This is a genomic window from Streptomyces sp. NPDC005648, assembly GCF_040605395.1.
In the GTDB taxonomy this organism is placed as follows: domain Bacteria; phylum Actinomycetota; class Actinomycetes; order Streptomycetales; family Streptomycetaceae; genus Streptomyces.
Genome location: NZ_JBEXCS010000014.1, coordinates 122,530 through 139,299 on the forward strand (window position 1 = coordinate 122,530; position 16,770 = coordinate 139,299).

Annotated in this window: 17 protein-coding genes; 11 read left to right on the top strand and 6 right to left on the bottom strand. The window is 72.5% G+C overall.

From position 1 onward, the window contains the following. Window positions 1-59 precede the first annotated feature (59 nt). From ABZT17_RS11195 to ABZT17_RS11220, 6 genes are read left to right on the top strand one after another with little or no spacing between them, the layout of a single operon-like run. Complete coding sequence (locus ABZT17_RS11195; RefSeq protein ID WP_356346672.1) at window positions 60-692, top strand: hypothetical protein; 633 nt, start codon at window positions 60-62, stop codon at window positions 690-692. Further along, entirely contained in the window at window positions 689-3,319 is a 2,631-nt protein-coding gene (locus ABZT17_RS11200; protein WP_356346674.1) for a putative PEP-binding protein, read from the top strand. The genes ABZT17_RS11195 and ABZT17_RS11200 overlap by 4 nt, the downstream gene beginning before the upstream one ends. Further along, window positions 3,316-4,440, top strand: coding sequence for an acyl-CoA dehydrogenase (locus tag ABZT17_RS11205; protein ID WP_356346676.1), 1,125 nt, complete (start codon window positions 3,316-3,318; stop codon window positions 4,438-4,440). The genes ABZT17_RS11200 and ABZT17_RS11205 overlap by 4 nt, the downstream gene beginning before the upstream one ends. Before the next feature lie 20 nt (window positions 4,441-4,460). Next, window positions 4,461-4,919 (top strand): OB-fold domain-containing protein, encoded by a 459-nt coding sequence (locus ABZT17_RS11210; protein ID WP_356346679.1) that lies wholly within the window; start codon window positions 4,461-4,463, stop codon window positions 4,917-4,919. Further along, window positions 4,916-6,070: a thiolase family protein gene (locus ABZT17_RS11215; protein WP_356346683.1), complete on the top strand. Its 1,155-nt coding sequence runs from the start codon at window positions 4,916-4,918 to the stop codon at window positions 6,068-6,070. The genes ABZT17_RS11210 and ABZT17_RS11215 overlap by 4 nt, the downstream gene beginning before the upstream one ends. 44 nt (window positions 6,071-6,114) lie before the next feature. Further along, the gene (locus ABZT17_RS11220) at window positions 6,115-6,792 is read left to right on the top strand and encodes an SDR family NAD(P)-dependent oxidoreductase (RefSeq protein ID WP_356346685.1); all 678 of its coding nucleotides are present in this window, start codon (window positions 6,115-6,117) and stop codon (window positions 6,790-6,792) included. 29 nt (window positions 6,793-6,821) lie between these two features. Here the strand turns inward: ABZT17_RS11220 and ABZT17_RS11225 are convergent, their stop codons facing one another. Next, window positions 6,822-7,502 carry a TetR/AcrR family transcriptional regulator gene (locus ABZT17_RS11225; protein ID WP_356346687.1) on the bottom strand — a complete coding sequence of 227 codons (681 nt, stop codon included), beginning with the start codon at window positions 7,500-7,502 and terminating at the stop codon, window positions 6,822-6,824. A gap of 141 nt (window positions 7,503-7,643) precedes the next feature. Between ABZT17_RS11225 and ABZT17_RS11230 the strand changes: the two genes are divergently transcribed. Continuing rightward, the gene (locus ABZT17_RS11230) at window positions 7,644-8,249 is read left to right on the top strand and encodes a helix-turn-helix domain-containing protein (RefSeq protein WP_356346689.1); all 606 of its coding nucleotides are present in this window, start codon (window positions 7,644-7,646) and stop codon (window positions 8,247-8,249) included. An 8-nt stretch (window positions 8,250-8,257) separates the two neighbouring features. Here ABZT17_RS11230 and ABZT17_RS11235 read toward each other — a convergent pair whose 3' ends face one another. The 5 genes from ABZT17_RS11235 to ABZT17_RS11255 form a co-directional block, all read right to left on the bottom strand. After that, the gene (locus ABZT17_RS11235) at window positions 8,258-9,712 is read right to left on the bottom strand and encodes a 2-oxo acid dehydrogenase subunit E2 (protein ID WP_356346691.1); all 1,455 of its coding nucleotides are present in this window, start codon (window positions 9,710-9,712) and stop codon (window positions 8,258-8,260) included. Window positions 9,713-9,717: 5 nt separating this feature from the next. Then, on the bottom strand, window positions 9,718-10,542 hold the full coding sequence (locus ABZT17_RS11240; RefSeq protein WP_356346693.1) for a transketolase C-terminal domain-containing protein: 825 nt from the start codon (window positions 10,540-10,542) through the stop codon (window positions 9,718-9,720). Further along, complete coding sequence (locus ABZT17_RS11245; protein WP_356346695.1) at window positions 10,539-10,724, bottom strand: hypothetical protein; 186 nt, start codon at window positions 10,722-10,724, stop codon at window positions 10,539-10,541. The genes ABZT17_RS11240 and ABZT17_RS11245 overlap by 4 nt, the downstream gene beginning before the upstream one ends. Window positions 10,725-10,729: 5 nt before the next feature. Continuing rightward, entirely contained in the window at window positions 10,730-11,734 is a 1,005-nt protein-coding gene (locus ABZT17_RS11250; protein ID WP_356346697.1) for a thiamine pyrophosphate-dependent dehydrogenase E1 component subunit alpha, read from the bottom strand. 97 nt (window positions 11,735-11,831) lie between these two features. Further along, window positions 11,832-12,287: a VOC family protein gene (locus ABZT17_RS11255; RefSeq protein ID WP_356346699.1), complete on the bottom strand. Its 456-nt coding sequence runs from the start codon at window positions 12,285-12,287 to the stop codon at window positions 11,832-11,834. 155 nt (window positions 12,288-12,442) lie between these two features. Here ABZT17_RS11255 and ABZT17_RS11260 point away from each other — a divergent pair, with 155 nt between their 5' ends. The 4 genes from ABZT17_RS11260 to ABZT17_RS11275 all read left to right on the top strand — a co-directional run bounded on the left by ABZT17_RS11260 (window position 12,443) and on the right by ABZT17_RS11275 (window position 16,722). Next, window positions 12,443-13,741, top strand: a complete 1,299-nt coding sequence (locus tag ABZT17_RS11260) for an aromatic ring-hydroxylating dioxygenase subunit alpha (protein ID WP_356346701.1) — start codon at window positions 12,443-12,445, stop codon at window positions 13,739-13,741. A 29-nt stretch (window positions 13,742-13,770) separates the two neighbouring features. Continuing rightward, the gene (locus ABZT17_RS11265; protein ID WP_356346704.1) at window positions 13,771-14,562 is read left to right on the top strand and encodes an SDR family oxidoreductase; all 792 of its coding nucleotides are present in this window, start codon (window positions 13,771-13,773) and stop codon (window positions 14,560-14,562) included. 52 nt (window positions 14,563-14,614) lie between these two features. Further along, window positions 14,615-16,351: a PEP-utilizing enzyme gene (locus ABZT17_RS11270; protein WP_356346706.1), complete on the top strand. Its 1,737-nt coding sequence runs from the start codon at window positions 14,615-14,617 to the stop codon at window positions 16,349-16,351. A 71-nt stretch (window positions 16,352-16,422) separates the two neighbouring features. Next, the gene (locus ABZT17_RS11275) at window positions 16,423-16,722 is read left to right on the top strand and encodes a putative quinol monooxygenase (protein WP_356346708.1); all 300 of its coding nucleotides are present in this window, start codon (window positions 16,423-16,425) and stop codon (window positions 16,720-16,722) included. Window positions 16,723-16,770: the final 48 nt, after the last annotated feature.

Here is a 16,770-nt window from a genome sequence, read left to right on the forward strand (position 1 = left end):
TAACCAGGCTGCCGAGGCGTAACCTCCGGGCAACACAGAACCGAGCAAAAGGTGTGGCGATGCAATCTGCTGCCGTGGACCTTCCGGACGCGTCCGACGAGCCCCTCACCGAAGCCGTCGTCGACCTCGTTCTGCGTGGCATGTGGCGTGGCCGCCCGGACTCCGAGTACCGGCCGCTGGCCGACGCCGGGCTGGCGACGGTGAAGGGGCCGGTGGTGCTGCCGACCGAGCGGGCCAGGATCTCCGTAGCGCGGTTGCTGCGGGTTCCCGCCGGCTCCGAGCAGGAGGAGCGGATCACCGCGGCGTACGAGGCGTTCCTGCCGGTCAACCGGAAGATCCGGGATGTGTGCACGGCATGGCAGTGCCGCCCCGACGGCACCGCCAACGACCACTCCGACGACGTCTACGACGCCGGGGTGCGCGAGTCGCTGGAAGACGTGCACGAGGCCATCCAGCCCGTGCTGCGCAGGCTCGATCGGGTGCTCGCGGGCAGCGGGCAGTACCTGTCGGCCCTGGAGGACGCCCTCGACCGCTTCGACGACGGCGCGCCGGAGTGGCTGGCCTCACCGCTGTGCGACTCGTACCACACCGTGTGGATGCGGCTGCACCAGGAACTGCTGCTCGTGCTGGGCATCAGCCGGGCCGAGGACGAGGCCCGTGAAGAGGAACTCGTGACGAGGGGGCGGGGGTGAGCGTCACCGACCGCGAGGCCGGCCTCCCCGCACCGTCCGAGGCACGGGCACCCCTCGCCCCGTCCGAGGCACCTCTCGCCCCGTCCGGCAGCCCCGGGCATCCCGGACGGACCCTGGTGCCGTACGGGCAGGGACGCATCCGGGGCCTGGACGCCGGCGAGCTGGGCGCCCACGGCGCCGCGATGGACGGGCTGGTGGCCCTCGGGCTGCCGGTCGTGCCCGGGCTCACCGTGCCCGCCGCCTCCGCCGCGTCGCTGTGCGAGGCCGCCACCGCCGAAGCCGCCGTGGACCTCGTCGAACAGCTCTCGGGCCGGCGGATCGGGGACGCGGCCCGGCCGCTGCTGCTGCGCCTGTCGGCGAGCGCGCCGACCGAGATCGCCGGACTGCCGCCCGACCTTGCCTGCCTCGGCGTTGCCCCGGACACGGCCGACGCCCTGTGCGCCGTCATCGGGCGGGCGGACGCCCTGCACGAGGTGTGGGCCGCCACCGTGCGCGTGATCGCCGAACACGCCCTGGACGTTCCCGGCGCGCTGCTCGACGACGCCCTCCTGGACACACCGCAGCCGGGAGAACGGGTCGAGGTGCTGCTGTCCCTGGTGGCGGAGCACGGCTCCCGGCCCTTCCCCGACGACCCGGCGCAACAGCTGGCGCTCGCCGCCCGCGCCCTGCTCTCCCGGTGGGACTCGCCGCGTGCCCGCAGGTCCCGCCGAGCCCAGCGCCTCCCCGCCGACCTGGCCCTCGCCCTGCATGTGCAGGCCCTGCGCATCGGCCCGGCCGACCACTCGGGCTACGGTACGGCGGTCAGCCGCGATCCCGAGACCGGACGTCTGTCCCCGCACGGCTCCTTCTTCCGCGGGGTGCGCCGCAGCGCCCCGCCGCCGCACTCCGGTGAACCGCTGGACAAGCTCACGGGCGGCACCGCGCTGCTGGAGCACTCCCTGCTCACCCTGGAGCGGCATCTGCGCGCGCCGGTCTCGGTCGACTTCGAGGTGCGCGACGACGAGATCTCCCTGCTCGCCGCCTCCGCCCAACTCCGCCCGCCGCTGCGGGCGTCGGTGTGCCTGGCCGCGGACCTCGCGCGGGGCGGGGCGCTCGGCCACGAGGAGGCCGTCCGGCGGATCACCCCCGGGCAGGTGCAGGAGCTGCTCCACCCCCAACTGCGGCTCACCGGCGGGGAGGAACTCCTCGTCCGGGGCCTGCCCGCGTCGCCCGGAGCGGCGACCGGGACGGTGGCGCTCTCCAGCGAGCGGGCCCTCGAACTGGCCGGGGACGGCACCCGGGTCGTGCTGGTGGCGGCCGAGACGACACCGGCTGACGTGCCCGGCATGCTGGCCTCCGCCGCCGTGCTCACCGGCAGCGGCGGCATCGCCTCGCACGCCGCCGTGGTCGCGCGGGGCGCCGGCAAGCCCGCCGTGTGCGGTGCCGAGGGGCTGCGCGTGGACCGGGCGGCCGGGACGGTCCGCTTCGGGGAGCGCCTGGTGCGCGAGGGCGACCCGATCTCCCTGGACGGCCGTACCGGCGCCGTCTACGCGGGCACGCTGAGCGTCAGCGTCGCCGGCCCCCCGCCCGAACTGTCCACCCTGCTCACGTGGGCGGACAACCTGCGCCGACTGGGCGTGCGGGTCAACGCCGACACGGCCGCCGAGGTGGAGACGGCCCTGGCCCTTGGCGCGGAGGGCGTCGGGCTGTGCCGTACGGAGCACCAGTTCCTCGGCGAGCGGCTGCCGCTGATCCGGCGGGTCCTCCTGGCCGCCGACCCGACCGCCCGGGACGAGGCCCTGGTGGCGCTGGAACGCGCCCAGCATGAGGACTTCACCGCGCTGCTGGCCGCCGTGGGCAACCGCCCGGTCACCGTGCGCCTGCTGGACGCCCCGCTGCACGAGTTCCTGCCCGCCCCCGGCGAGGCCCTGGACGCGGCCGAGGAGCAGCGGGCCGCCGCACTGCGCGAGGCGAACCCGATGCTCGGACTGCGCGGGGTGCGGCTGGCGCTGCTGCACGAGCGGCTCTACCCGGCGCAGGCCGAGGCACTCTTCACCGCCTGGGCCGATGTCGCCGCCACCGGGATCCGGCCGGAGCTGGAGGTGATGATCCCGCTCGTCAGTCTGCCGGAGGAACTGGCCGCCGCGGCCGGGTACGTACGCGGTGCCGCCGAAGCGGTCGCCGCCCGCACCGGGGTGGCGGTCCCCTACCGGCTCGGCACGATGATCGAGACCCCGCGCGCCGCGCTGCTGGCCGCGGAACTCGCCGAGCACGCCGAGTTCTTCTCCTTCGGCACCAACGACCTCACCCAGCTCACCTATGGGTTCTCCCGGGACGACGTCGAACGCCAGGTGCTCGCCTCCTACCAGGAACGCGGGTTCCTCACCGCCAGCCCCTTCGCCCGGCTCGACCCGCGCGGGGTGGGTGCCCTGGTCGCCCTGGCGGCCGAGCGGGCCCGGAGCGTACGGCCCGGCATCAAGCTGGGCGTGTGCGGTGAGCACGGCGGTGACCCCGAGTCGATCGCGTTCTGCGACGGCCTCGGCCTCGACTACGTCTCGTGTTCCGCGCACCGCGTGCCGGTGGCCCGGATGGCGGCCGCGCACAGCGCGCGGCGCGCACGCGACGACTCCAGCGGGAGCACACGATGACGAGCACCGTGACCGAGACCGACGGCACAGCGCTGTCGGACACCGAACTGGAAGACCTCCGCGAGACCGTCCGCGCGGTGTGCGCGGACGCCGGCGGCACCGCCGCGGTACGCCAGCTGTCCGAGGAGGCCCCCGGCGTCGACGCCGGGCTGTGGGACACCCTCGGCCGGCAGGTCGGCCTCGCGGCGCTCGGCCTGCCCGGGTCGGCGGGAGGCATCGGCGGCCTGGCCGGGATCGCCGCCGTCTGCGAGGAGTTGGGCCGGACCCTGGCACCGGTGCCGCTGCTGTCCTCCACCGTGCTGGCCGGCCAGGTGCTGGCGGGCTGCGGCACGGCCGACAAGGCGCTGGGCAAGCTGGCGGAGGGCGTCGTACACGCCCTGGCCGTGGTCGCACCCGACGGGACATGGCGGGCCGACGCCGTGCCCGTGGGCGTCTCCTGGCAGGGCAGCGCCCCGCTTCTGGACGGCACCGCGCCGTTCGTCCTGGACGGCGCCGACGCCGAGGCCCTCGTGGTGGCCGCGACCGGCGCCGACGGCGTGGACCTCTTCCTGGCCGACCCGCGCGAGCCGGGCGTCACCGTCCGCCGGGTGCCCACCCTCGACCTCAGCCGAGGTCAGGCGATGGTCACCTTCGACGGCGCGCGGGCCCGGGCGCTGACCGCGGGCGGCGAGGGGGCGGACGTCGTCTCCCGCGCCCTGGACGTGGCCCTGGTCGCCCTGGCCGCCGAACAACTCGGCGGGGCCCAGGCCGCCTTGGACATGACGGTGGCCCATGTGCGCGACCGCACCCAGTTCGGCAGGGCGATCGGCGGCTTCCAGGCGGTCAAGCACGCCTGCGCGGACATGCTGCTCCAGGTCGAGGCCGCACGGTCGGCCGTGGTGCGCGCGGTCCGGGCGGACGGCTCACCCCGGGCGCTGGCCGAGGCCGCGGCGGTGGCGCAGGCGTGGTGCGCCGAGGCGTTCGTCTCCGTCGCCGCCGAGTGCGTACAACTCCACGGCGGAATGGGCTTCACCTGGGAGCACGACGCGCACCTGTTCTTCCGGCGCGCACAGTCCGACGCGGTGCTGCTGGGCGGCGCCGCACATCACCGGGAACGGCTGGCCGCCCTGCTGGGCTGGTGACGTGGAAGGAGGGCCGGAACATGACCACCAGACTCATCGACGAGTCGCTGTTCGAGAACGGGGAGGACCGTGAACACGCCGGCGGGGACACACCGCGTCTCGTGGGCGCCCGCTGCTCGGCGTGCGGCACCGTCGTCTTCCCCCGGCAGGACTCGTGCCCCAGGTGCGCGGACGGTGTGATGTCCGCACAGGTGCTGCCCGACAGGGGGCGGGTGTGGTCGTGGACGCTCCAGGCGTTCCCGCCGAAACCGCCGTACCGGCCGCCGGCCGACGGCTACCGGCCCTACCACGTGGGCTATGTGGACCTCGGCGAGGTGCTGGTCGAAGCGCGCCTGGCGGTACCCCGCGAGGAGATCCGGATCGGTCTGCCGGTCCGGCTCACCCTGGTGCCCGCCTACGACGGCGAGGACGGAACCAGGGTGATGACCTTCGCGTTCCGCCCGGAGTGGGACGAGGAACGAGGGGCCGGGGAGCGATGAGCCGAGCCCAAGAGGTGTACGTGGTCGGATGCGGGATGCATCCCTTCGGCCGCGACGAGAGCGTCACCGGCATGGACATGGCCGAGCGGGCGGTGCGCGAGGCGCTGGCCGACGCGGGTGTCGTCTGGGAGGACATCGGCTACGCGGCCGGCGGCTCCGACGTGTCCGGCAAGCCCGACACCCTGGTGGGCCGTCTGGGCCTGACCGGAGTGCCCTTCGTCAATGTGCAGAACGGCTGCGCGACCGGTGCCTCCACCGTGCTCGCGGTGGCCAACGCGCTGCGCGCGGGCGAGGCCTCTCTGGGCCTGGCGGTGGGCTTCGACAAGCACGAACGGGGCGCGTTCCACGTCTCCGCTGCCCGCTACGGCCTCGGCGACTGGTACGCCGAGACCGGCATGATGCTGACCACCCAGTTCTTCGCGCTGAAGACCCAGCGGTATCTGTACGAGCACCAGATGTCCGAGCGGGCGCTGGCGTTGGTCGCCGAGCGGGCCTTGCGCAACGGCTCCCAGCATCCTCTGGCGTGGCGGCGCAAACCGCTGACGGAGCGGGAGATCCTGGATTCCGCGGAGGTCAGCCCGCCGCTCACCCAGTACATGTTCTGTTCGCCCGGACAGGGCGCGGCAGCGCTGGTCCTGGCGCTCGGCGACCGGGCCTTCGACCTGTGCGAACGACCGGTCAGAATAGCGTCGTTGGCCTTCCGCACGCGGCGGTTCGGTTCGTTCGAGGTGTTCTCTCCGTGGCTGCCGCCAGGACCCCACCGCAGCCCCAGCGTCGACGCGGCGGAGGCTGCCTTCCGCACGGCGGGCGTACGACCCGCTGACGTACAGGTCGCGCAGCTTCAGGACACGGACAGCGGCTCGGAGTTGATCCATCTGGCGGAGACCGGACTGTGCGGCCACGGCGAGCAGGAGGAACTGCTGGCCACGGGCGCCACCGATCCCACGGGCCGGATACCGGTCAACACCGACGGCGGCTGTCTGGCCGGCGGGGAGCCCGTCGGCGCCTCCGGGCTGCGTCAGTTCCACGAGGTCGTACGACAGCTGCAGGGCCGGGCGCCCGGCGCGCAGGTACCGGGCGCGCCCCGGGTGGGCTTCACCCATGTGTACGGGGCGCCCGGGATCAGCGCCTGCTCGGTCCTGACGGTGTGAGAGGCGGCGGGCAGGGGATGCGGGACGGCGGCAGAACCGCGCTGGTGACCGGCGGAGCACGCGGAATCGGGCTGGAGATCGGCCGGCAGCTCACCGGCCGGGGACTGCGCGTCCTGGTCGGGGCGCGCGAGCGGACGGCCGCCGAGGAGGCCTGCCGCACCGTCGGCCCGGCGGCCCTGCCGCTGGTCCTGGACGTGACCTGCGCGAAGAGCGTCGTCGCAGCGGTCCGTGAGGCACGGGAGCTGACCGGCGGGATCGACGTCCTGGTGAACAACGCGGGTGTGTCCCTGGACGGGGATCCGCGGCCCCCGTATCTCGACGAGGACATCCTGCGGGCGACCCTGGACACCAACCTCACCGGCGCCTGGCGCGTGGCGGAGGCCGTCGTCCCGGGCATGGTGGAGGCGGGCTACGGCCGCATCGTGAACGTCACCAGCTCCTACGGCTCGCTGGCCCTGATGGACTCCGGCCGGCACCCCGCCTACCGGATCTCCAAGACCGCGCTCAACGCCCTCACCCGCATGCTCGCGGCCGAACTCGCCGGCACGGGTGTGCTGGTCAACGCCGCCGATCCCGGCTGGACCCGCAGCGGCATGGGCGGCCCGTCCGCCCCGCGCGGGCCGGAGGAGGGGGCGGACACCCCGGTCTGGCTGGCGACGCTTCCCGACGGCGACGCGACGACGGGCGGGCTGTTCGCCGACCGCAGACCACTGCCCTGGTGAACCCTCTCAAGGTCCTTCACCGAACCCTGTCAGGTCCGTGAGGTCGCCTTCTTCTCGGGCCTCTCCTGCCCCGCCGCCGTCTCCTCGGCCGCGACGATACGCAGCGCCAGCTCCCTGACCGCCTGCAGGACGGCCCGGGAGGGCAGCCGGGACAGCGGTCCTCCCTCCGCCCGCAACGCGGTGACCAGCATGGTCGTACTGATGAGGGTGCGGACGGCGAGCGCCTGTCCCGCGTGCCGGGCCTTCGCCGCGCGGGGGCTGCGCGTGCTGCCCTCGGGCAGGTAGTCGTAGCCACGCTGGATGTGCCGCTGCTCGAACTCGTCCCGCAGGACCTTCACGCTGCCGTTGGCGGAGGCGACCTGGACCTGGTAGAGCCGGGCCTCGTCCGGGTTCTTCTCCACCCACTCCCATACGGCGTCGATGACGCGCACCAGGCCCTCCGCGTCACCCGGCTCGGACTCGGGCCGGGCCGCCTCCACGACGGCGTTCAGCTGGTCGAAGACCCGGCGCATGGCGAGTTCGAGCAGTTCCTCCTTGCCGTCGAAGTGGTAGTAGACGGCCGTGGGGACCACCTCGGCCTCGTCGGCGATGTCCTGGATGCTCGTCTCCGCGAATCCGTTGCGGCCGAAGACCCGTACGGCGGCGGCGATGATGTGCTGCCGCCGCGAGGGCCGGTGGGCGGGCTGCTTGCCGTTCTTGGTGGTGGCCATCCTGCTCCCTGCCCGCTGCCGTCAGTCCGCACCGTGTTCTCCGGTACTGACCATTGTATCCAGTAACTCCGACCCGCCGACGGCACAACTCCTGCTGCACACCGGCCTCCGGCGGGCTCGGCTCCCGGCATACTTGACACCATGACGACATCCGGACCCCGCGCCGCCCACCGCCCCTCGCGCAAGCAGTGGGTGATCGAGGCGGCCACGGAGTTGTTCGCCACCCAGCCGCCGGACGAGGTGACCGTGGCCGACATCGCCTCTCGCGCGGAGATGACCTCGGCCGCGGTGTACTACCACTTCTCCTCCAAGGACCAGGTCCTGGCGGAGGCCATGCGGGCGTTCGCGGCGGCGCTGCGCGAGCAGCTGCAGTCGATCACGGAGGCCCAGGAGCCCGGCTCGCACACCGGAGCGGCGATCACCGCACTGCTGGCGTGGATGGCCGAGAACCGGTCCGCCGCCACCGTGTTCTTCGTGTCGTCGGCCGGGATGAGCCAGGAGGCGGAGGCACTGCGTCAGGAGAGCCGTACGCAGTTGCTGGAGGAGCTGGTGCGGCTGGTGCGCAAGGCCCGCGCGTCCGTCTCCGACGCCGAGGCGGCGGTGAACGGCCTGGGCCTGCTGGCACTGCTGGAGACCGCGGCGACCTCGCAGGTCCGGGGCGACGACGTCTACCGGTCGCTGGGGCACCGCTCGTTCGTCCGCGAGGTCGGCGATCTCGCGGAGCGGATCGCCGACCCGGCCCGGTAGACCCGGGATCACACCAGCAGACGCAGGGGCTTGCTGAGCAACTCGCCGACCGTGCGCAGATACTCGGCGGCGGGCGCGCCGTCGACGGCACGGTGGTCGAAGGTGAGGCTCAGGGTGAGGACCCGGGTCCGCAGCGGCCGGTCGTCCACCCACTCGACACCGTCCCTGAGCCTGCCCACCCCGAGGATGCCGACATTGCCGGGGTTGATCACCGGGGTGAAGAAGTCGACGCCGTATCCGCCGAGCGAGGTGACCGTGAAGGTCGCCCCTTCCAGCTGTGTGAGGGAGATCCGGCCCTCGCGCGCGGCCTGTGCCAGCTCCTTCGCCCGGCGGGCGATCTCATGCAGCGGCAGCGCCGCCGCGTCCTCGATCACGGGGACCATGAGGCCGCCCGGTACGGCCACCGCGAAGCCCAGGTGGATGCCGTCGAGCAGATGGATGCCGTCGTCCAGGACCGTCGCGTTGAGCAGCGGGTGCTCGCGCAGGGCCAGGGCGGCGGCCTTCAGCACGAAGTCACCCAGGCTGGGCACCGGCAGTTCGCCGTCGGCCCACTCCTCCTTGAGCCGCTCCCTGAGGGAGACCACGGCGTCCATCCGCACCTCGTAGCCGTGCGTCAGCTGTGCCATCTCCTGGAGGCTGGCGTGCATCCTGCGGGCGATGGTGCCGCGCATCCCGGTGAGGGGGAGGACGTCGCCGGGCTGGGGAGCCGCGTTCCGGCGCACGGGGGCAGTGGAGTCGTGCGGGGCGGACGGTGCCGCGTCGAGGTCGGAGCGTCGGATCCGGCCGCCCGGGCCCGTGCCGTTCACCCCGGACAAGTCGATGCCGCGTTCCTTCGCCAGCTTGCGGACGAGGGGCGAGGAGGCCGCGCCGTCCTGCGGGGCGGGCGCGGCGGAGACACCGTGGTCGCCGGAGACACCGTGGTCGGCGGGGAGCGCCGCGAAGAACTCCTCCACGTCCTCGGAGACGATCCGGCCGCCCGGTCCCGTCCCGCGTACGGCGGTGAGGTCGACGCCGACGGCCGCGGCGACCCGGCGGGCGTACGGCGAGGACAGGAGCCTGCCACCGGTGCCGGCGGAGGCGGGGGCCACATCGGTACCGCCGAGGGCGGCCGGGGCACCCGCGCCCACACCGCCGTCCGGGGCAGCGACGACGTTCGTAACGGCCGTGTCCCGGTCAGTGCCGGAGCCGGTGGGCGTCGGTGCGCCCGGTGCCTCCGGTGGCTGTTCGCCCTCGGCCAGCAGCCAGCCGATGAGGGTGCCCGCCGGCACCGTGGCCCCGGCCGGGACCACCGGGTGGAACAGCCCTCCGGCCTCCGCCTCGACGTCCACGTCGACCTTGTCGGTGGCCAGCCTCAGCAGCGAGTCGCCCTCGGCGACGGCCGCGCCGACGGGCACCAGCCATTCGTCGATCGTGCCTTCCTGCATGGTCAGGCCGATCTTCGGCAGCAGAACCTCGACCGCCACGTCCGTCACGACCTTTCGAGGAGGCGCCGGCACCCCTGGGCGATGCGGGCGCGGTCGGGCACGTACGCCTTCTCCAGGACCGGTGAGAAGGGCACCGGGGAGAAGGGGGCGCCGATGCGCAGGACCGGCGCGTCCAGGTAGTCGAAGACCACGTCCTGGATCTGGGCGGCGATCTCCGCCCCGAGCCCGCCGAAGGTGACGGCCTCGTGCACCACCAGCACCCGGTTGGTGCGCCGGACGGAGTCGAACATCGTCTCCGTGTCCAGCGGCTGCACGGTACGGGGGTCGATCACCTCTATCTCCACGCCCTCGGCGGCGAGTTCGTCGGCCGCCGCGAGGGCCTCGCCCACCATGCGGCCCAGCGCGATCACGGTGACGTCGGAGCCCTGCCGCGCGGTGTGCGCCTGCCCCAGCGGGATGCCGTAGATCTCCTCGGGCACTTCGCCGGTGCTGCCGAGCAGCACCTTGTTGAGCATGACGACGGTGGGATTGTCGTCCCTGATGGCCGAGACCGTCAGGCCCTTGGCGGTGTACGCGTCGCACGGCATCACCACCTTGAGGCCGGGCACATGGGCCAGCCACGCCTCCAGGCTCTGGCTGTGCTGGGCCGCCGCGCCGAGGCCGGCTCCGGAGGCGGTGGTGATGGTGAGCGGCACGGACAGCGCGCCGCCGAACATGTACTTCATCTTCGCGGCCTGGTTGACGATCTGGTCGAGGCAGACACCGATGAAGTCCATGAACATCAGGTCGACGACGGGGCGCAGGCCCCGGGCGGCGGCGCCCACGCCGAGGCCGACGAGGGCGGCTTCGGAGATCGGCGTGTCGATCATGCGCCGAACTCGTCGAGCAGGTTGTCGAACATGCGGAACACGCCGCCGTATCCGGCCACGTCCTCGCCCGCGACGAAGACGTTCTCGTCCTCGCGCATGGCCTGTGCGAGCCCCTCGTTGAAGGCCTTGACGTAGGTGAGCTTGCGCGTGGCAACGACGGGTGACTCGGTGGTGGTGGTCATGGCGGTCATCCCGAGTAGACGTTGAGCAGGAGGTCGGCGGGGTCGGGCAGCGGGCTCGCCTCGGCGTGGGCGATGGCTTCGGCGATCTCCTCGCGTGTGCGCTGCCATACGTCGTCCAGTTCCGCGCGGGTGGCGGTGCCGTCGGCGAGGGCCCGGGTCTCGATCAGGTCGATGGGGTCGCGGGCCTTCCACTCGGCGACCTCCTCGTCCGAGCGGTAGGGGTGGCGCAGGCCCTTGACGCCCTGGTGGTCGAAGTAGCGGTAGGTCTTGGCCTCGATCATCATCGGGCCGGCGCCGGAGCGGGCCCGTGCGACGGCGTCGGTCGCGGCGCGGTGGACGGCGACCGCGTCCATGCCGTCGACGATCACGCTGGGCATGCCGTAGGCGGCGGCCCGGTCGGCGACGTCGGTGAGCAGCATGTGCGCGGACTGCGGGGTGAACTCGGCGTAGCCGTTGTTCTCGCAGACGAAGACCACGGGCAGGCCGAGGATGGCGGCCATGTTGGCGCCCTCGTGGAAGGCGCCGATGTTGGTGGAGCCGTCGCCGAAGAAGGTCACGGCGACGCTGTCCTCGCCCTTGTAACGGGCGGCGAAGGCGGCGCCCACGGCGATCGGGACGCCGGCCCCGACGATGCCGTTGGCGCCGAGCATGCCGCGGGTGAGGTCGTTGATGTGCATGCTGCCGCCGCGCCCGAGGCAGGCGCCGGTGACCCGGCCGTACAGCTCGGCGTACATGGCGCGGAAGCCGACGCCCTTGGCCACGGCGTGGCCGTGGCCGCGGTGGGTGGAGGTGATCTGGTCGTCGTCGCGCAGGGCCGTCATCACGCCGGCGGCGACGGCTTCCTGGCCGACATAGAGGTGCAGGAAGCCGGGGAGTTTGCCCGCCTCCATGAGTTTTCCCGCCTCGGTCTCGAACAGCCGGATGCGCACCATGCGTTCGTGCAGATCCCTGATGACCGCGGTACTGACCTGCGGGGATTTCTTCGACGCCGTAGACGCTCGTTGAGCCATCGTCCGCCCCTTCGCCCGAGGGAGGTTGCCAAGCAATCGGAGTTACTTGTGTCGGTCTACAGTAACCGGCATGCAGGCACCTTACTGAACAGCGTCTCTAATTACTACGCCCCGGACCGGGCTCGTCGCTCCGCTCGTCCACCAACTCCACGACATTGCCCTCCGGATCCGCCCAGAAGCTGATCCGCCGGCCGCCCGCGCGGACGACCGCCGGGTCCGACAGCGGCCGGGCACCCGCACCGGGCAGCGCCGCCAGGATCGGCTCCATGTCGTCGAAGTGAAAGGTGAGATACGACAGTCCCGGCCGCCCGGCGGACCAGGGCGCCGCACCTGCCGACACCGGCGCCGACCGGGGCAGGATCAACTTGACGCACCCCCCGGAGGGCACCCGCAGCCAGGCGACCGTCAGCTCGCCGCCCAGCCCCGCCGGCCCACCGACGGACTCCGGCACACGGGAGCGGCGCTCGGCACGACAGCCGATCACCTCGCAGTAGAAGCGCTCCATCAGCCCGAGGTCCCGCACCACCACACCCACCTCGAACGGCCGGGTCATGACCGACACACCCACCCCCACAGGACACCGAGCGGCGACTTCCCCACTTACTATTGACAGACCACACTAAGTCCTGTTGCAGTTTCGGACACAGCCCAGCTGTCGCGTTTGGAAGCCGGTCACCGGCTCGCGGCTGGGAGGATTGTGAGGACATCGTGGTCCAGACCAGTTCACCGGAGATTCGGGAGACAGCGCCCGAGCGCAGGTCACCGGCCTCCGCCCCGTCCACTCCCGAGTACTCGTCGTGGATCAGCCAGGACCGGTCCACCGACCCCGCGTCCGTGGCGATGCGGCGGGAGGCGGCCGAACTCGTCGAGCGCGTGATGGCGCATCATCGCGACAACACGACGCACGAGGCGGACGGCCAGTGGACGGAACCCGTGGCCAACTACCTCGACGCCGACCGCTGGCAGCGTGAGACGGACGCCGTCCACCGGAGTGTCCCGCTGCCGCTCGCGATGTCGTGCGAGCTGCCCGGGCCGAACACCTACAAGGCGATCGACGTGCTCGGCGTCCCTGTGCTGATCACACGCGACCGGCAGGGCGCCGTGCACGCGATGATCAACGCCTGCCGGCACCGGGGCGCCCGGCTCCTGGAGGCCGGATGCGGGGTGTCCAAGCGGCTCACCTGCCCGTACCACTCCTGGTCGTACGACCTGGCCGGGGAGCTGCGGGGCGTGTACGCGGAGAAGACCTTCGGCGAGGTTCCGCGCGAGGGACGCGGCCTGGTGAAGCTGCCGGCCGGGGAGCGCGCCGGGATCGTCTTCGTGTCGCTGGACCCGGCCGCCGAGCCGGACCTGGACGAGTGGCTGGGCGATCTGCAACCGCTGCTGGAGGGCCTCCGCCTGGCGGAGTGCCACCACTACGCCACCAGCGAGCTGACCAGTCCCAACTGGAAGGTCACCCTCGACGGGTATCTGGAGACGTACCACTTCGCCTCGCTGCACCCGAAGACGGTGTTCGAGACGAACCTCTCGAACATGATGGCCCACGACACCTGGGGCCCCCACCAGCGCATCGCACCCGCCCTGCGCCCGATCGCTCAGGCGAGCGAGCTGCCGCCGGACAGGCGTGACCCCGGGGACTGCGTCGGGCCCATCTACTGGCTCTTCCCGGGACTCGCGATCGCCGGCGGCTGGCGCCAGAAGATCGCCGTCTCCCTGGTGCTTCCCCGGACGGCGACCGAGTCGGTGACCCAGCAGATCATCCTGCTGCGGGAACCGGCGGTCACCGAGGAGGAACGCCAGGCCGCCGACAGGTTCGGCGCCTGGTTCCACGAGGTGGTCCGCGACGAGGACTACGCGACCACCTACGGAGTCCAGCAGGGCCTTCAGGCCCTCGCCGGGACCGACTTCGTCTTCGGACGCAACGAGCCGGGACTCCAGCACTTCCACCGCACCATTCACCAGCACCTGGACAGAGGCGCCTCAGCAGCCCCCCGAGCCGCCAGGTGAGCAACCAACAACACTCGCGGGAGAACACCATGGTGGCTACGGGCAGCCTCGACGGACGTGTCGCGGTGATCACGGGCAGCACGCGCAGCATCGGCCGCGCCATCGCCGAGGCCTTCCTGGCCGACGGCGCCACGGTCGTCATCAGCGGACGCAGCGAGATCAAGGGCAAGCAGGCCCTGGAGGAGCTGAACGCCGGGGACCGGGCCGTCTTCCATCCCTGTGACGCGAGCAGCCAGGAGGACATCGAGTCCCTGGCCGACTTCGCCGCCGAGCGGTTCGGCCGGCTCGACATCTGGGTCAACAACGCGGGCGGCACCCAGGGCTTCGCCCCCGTGCACGAGCTCAGCGACGAGGCCTGGAACCACGCCCTGGCCTTCAACCTCAACGCCTACTTCTACGGCACCCGCCGGGCCCTGCCGAAGATGCTTGCGGGCGGCTGGGGCCGGATCATCAACATCTCCTCGGTGGAGGGCAAGCAGGCCAACAAGCCGGCGATCAGCCACTACATCACCAACAAGCACGCCATCCACGGACTGACGAAGGCCACCGCCTTCGAGTACGGCACCCAGGGCATCACCTGCAACGCCATCTGCCCCGGCGCCGTCGACACCGACCTGATGCGTGCCGCAGGGCCGGCCGCCGCCGAGGCCGAGGGCATCAGCTACGAGGAATGGCTCAGCCGCTTCGCCGAGCACGCCGCGACGAAGAAGATCACCACGGTGGAGCAGATCGCGGCCGTCGCCTCGCTCCTCGCGAGCGACGCCGGAGCGGGCATCACCGGCGCGCTGATCAGCGTCGACGGCGGCACGGCGCAGTGGTAGGCGCGGGACGGACAGGGGCAGGCACGGGTACGGACAGCGGGAGAACTCCGTCATGAAGAGCTGGATCACGGACTGGCAGCGCAGTGAGCGGCTGCCGCACTACACCCGGGCCAACGCGGGCGAGACACTGCCGGACCCCGCCAGCCCGCTGGGCTGGACCCTGGTCTGGGGGCGCGGTCTGCAGGGCTGGCGACGCGGCTTCGTCGGGTTCGGCATCTACCGCGAGGAGGAGGTGGCCGGCCCCCGGCCGCCGTTCGTCGGCATGTTCGGCGGCCACTTCTACCTCAACCTGTCCCACATGCGGCTGTTCGGCATCCGGATGGGCCAGACCGCGGACCAGATCGACGCCGCCTTCGTCGGCCAGCGCTCCGACACTCCGGTGTACGTGGCGCATCCGGACGACCAGGACGAGGAGCTGACCGGCAAGGCGGGCGCGACACTCCAGCGGATGCTCGGCCAGACCGGCTTTCCCGAGGCGGATGCCGACCGGGACCGGCTGCGCGCCCTGCGCCGCTCACGACCCGATCTGACGACGCTGTCCGACGCCGAACTGGTCGCCCACGCACGGTCGTTGCTGGACGAGGTGGAGACGACCTTCCAGCGCCACGTCGAGTCGTCACTGCCCGCCTCCGTCGGACCGGCGATCCTCGGCCCGCTGTGCGCGAGCGTGGACCGCCCCGGCGCCCTGCTCGACCTGATCGGCGGTCTCGGAGACGTCGACTCCGCCTCCCCCTCGACCGGGCTGTGGACGTTGTCCCGCCAGGTCACGGCCTCGGCCGAGCTCAGCGCCCTGTTCGACCGGGGTCCGGCCGCCGTGGAACAGGCGCTCGGCACCGCGACCGGGGATGTGAAGGCGTTCCGTGACTCCTTCGAGGAGTTCCTGGCGGAGTCCGGCGACCGCGGCCCCAACGAGTGGGACATCCACGCGCTGTCCTGGGAGGCGGCACCCGTCCAGGCGCTGGCCCTGGTCGACCGGATCCGGCACAGTCCCGACGACGCCTCCCCCGCCGCCCGCCACAAGCGGCTGACGGAGGGGCGCGAGCGCACGGCCGGGGAGATCCGGGCCGCGCTGCCCGAGGAGACGCAGCCCCTGTTCGACGCCGGCATGCACGCCTCCCAGGTGTGGATCCCGGCCCGCGAGCGCACCAAGGCCAACTGCGTCACCGTCGTCAACGAGATCCGTATGGCCGTACGGGAACTCGGTCGCCGCGGCGTCGAGGCGGGGCTGTTCGCCCGGCCCGAGGACGTGATGATGCTGCTGGACACCGAACTGGACGACTATGTCGCCGCCCCGGAGTCCTTCGGCCCGGTGATCGCCCAGCGGCTCGAGGAGTACGCGGGACTGTACGACCTGGAGCCGCCGTTCTTCGTCGCCGACGACGCCCGGACCGAGGTCGACACCTGGCCGCGGCGCGCGGAGGCACGGACCCCGGCGGCCGTCGAGGGCGATGTCCTCGGTGGCGTGGGCGGCAGCCACGGCACGTACACCGGCAGGGTGCGGGTGGTCACCGACCCGGCCTCGTGCGAGGCGCTGGAGCCCGGTGAGGTGCTGGTCGCGCCGATCACGGACGCGGCCTGGACCCCGCTGTTCCTGGTCGCCGGAGCGGCCGTCGTGGACGTGGGCGCCCTCAACAGCCACGCCGTGGTGGTCTGCCGCGAGCTGGGCATCCCGGCCGTGATCTCCGTCGAGAACGGGACACGACGGCTGCGGGACGGCATGGTGATCACGGTGGACGGCGACAAGGGCACGGTCACCGTGGACAGCGTGCCGGCCGCACTCGGCCTCTGAGGACGCGTGGGCCCGCCGCTCCCCCTGACGGAACGGCGGGTCCACGTCCATGACCACGAAGGGGACACACCATGGCAGGGGAAGTCGTCGTCGCCGGCTGGATGGACTACGCGCCCGGCGACCGTGCCACCGTGCTGAAGGCCCTCGTCGAGCTGGGCCGGCGGACCCGTGAGGCGGAGCCCGGCTGCCTGGACTACGCGATGACCGCCGATCCCGACGACGAGCGGCGCATCTGGGTGTTCGAGCACTGGGCCTCCCCACAGGCCCTGGACGAGCATTTCACCACCGGGCACATCAAGGACTTCCGGGCGGCCGTGGCGGGGGTGACCCATCGGGCGGCCCCCGCCCCGCTGCTTGGCCAGATCGCCTGATATTCCGCGTCCCGACCACCCGCTGCCCCGTCGCCGAATTACCGGCGC

What these genes read in the sequence shown, in the direction of transcription:
- ABZT17_RS11270 (WP_356346706.1), top strand. Translation starts at nt 14,615, where the DNA reads ATGAAGAGCTGGATCACGGACTGGCAGCGCAGTGAGCGGCTGCCGCAC.
- ABZT17_RS11205 (WP_356346676.1), top strand. Translation starts at nt 3,316, where the DNA reads ATGACGAGCACCGTGACCGAGACCGACGGCACAGCGCTGTCGGACACC.
- ABZT17_RS11250 (WP_356346697.1), bottom strand. Translation starts at nt 11,734, where the DNA reads ATGGCTCAACGAGCGTCTACGGCGTCGAAGAAATCCCCGCAGGTCAGT.
- ABZT17_RS11245 (WP_356346695.1), bottom strand. Translation starts at nt 10,724, where the DNA reads ATGACCACCACCACCGAGTCACCCGTCGTTGCCACGCGCAAGCTCACC.
- ABZT17_RS11225 (WP_356346687.1), bottom strand. Translation starts at nt 7,502, where the DNA reads ATGGCCACCACCAAGAACGGCAAGCAGCCCGCCCACCGGCCCTCGCGG.
- ABZT17_RS11230 (WP_356346689.1), top strand. Translation starts at nt 7,644, where the DNA reads ATGACGACATCCGGACCCCGCGCCGCCCACCGCCCCTCGCGCAAGCAG.
- ABZT17_RS11215 (WP_356346683.1), top strand. Translation starts at nt 4,916, where the DNA reads ATGAGCCGAGCCCAAGAGGTGTACGTGGTCGGATGCGGGATGCATCCC.
- ABZT17_RS11240 (WP_356346693.1), bottom strand. Translation starts at nt 10,542, where the DNA reads ATGATCGACACGCCGATCTCCGAAGCCGCCCTCGTCGGCCTCGGCGTG.
- ABZT17_RS11195 (WP_356346672.1), top strand. Translation starts at nt 60, where the DNA reads ATGCAATCTGCTGCCGTGGACCTTCCGGACGCGTCCGACGAGCCCCTC.
- ABZT17_RS11255 (WP_356346699.1), bottom strand. Translation starts at nt 12,287, where the DNA reads ATGACCCGGCCGTTCGAGGTGGGTGTGGTGGTGCGGGACCTCGGGCTG.
- ABZT17_RS11265 (WP_356346704.1), top strand. Translation starts at nt 13,771, where the DNA reads ATGGTGGCTACGGGCAGCCTCGACGGACGTGTCGCGGTGATCACGGGC.
- ABZT17_RS11275 (WP_356346708.1), top strand. Translation starts at nt 16,423, where the DNA reads ATGGCAGGGGAAGTCGTCGTCGCCGGCTGGATGGACTACGCGCCCGGC.
- ABZT17_RS11210 (WP_356346679.1), top strand. Translation starts at nt 4,461, where the DNA reads ATGACCACCAGACTCATCGACGAGTCGCTGTTCGAGAACGGGGAGGAC.